This is a genomic window from Pseudomonas sp. AC463 (assembly GCF_979253585.1).
Map to the genome: position 1 here is coordinate 1 of NZ_CEEDDZ010000403.1, position 303 is coordinate 303.

General features: G+C 63.4%; 1 pseudogene. It reads left to right on the plus strand.

Annotated features, from left to right (window positions below):
* Positions 1 to 303, plus strand: a pseudogene (locus tag AC0IYH_RS30730) (TRAP transporter permease); the annotation flags it as partial.

A 303-nucleotide genomic window follows, 5' to 3' on the forward strand; every position in this document is an offset into this window, starting at 1 on the left:
CGGCGGCGCCAATCGCCAAGGAGAACGGCTTCAAGATCAGCCTGTGGGCCGTGCGTATCGCCGCCGCTGGGTTCGTTGTGCCGTTCATGGCGGTGTACGACCCGGCGCTGATGATGCAGGGCGACAGCTGGGGCGCAACGCTGTACATGTTCGTCAAAACGGTGTTTGCGGTCGGTTTGTGGGGCATGGCCGTGGTGGGTTACCTGAATGTGCGCATGGCCTGGTGGGAGCGACTGTGGGCGTTCGGCGCCGGCGTCGCGCTGATTCTGGCGATGCCGATCAGTGACGAGATTGGCTATGCAT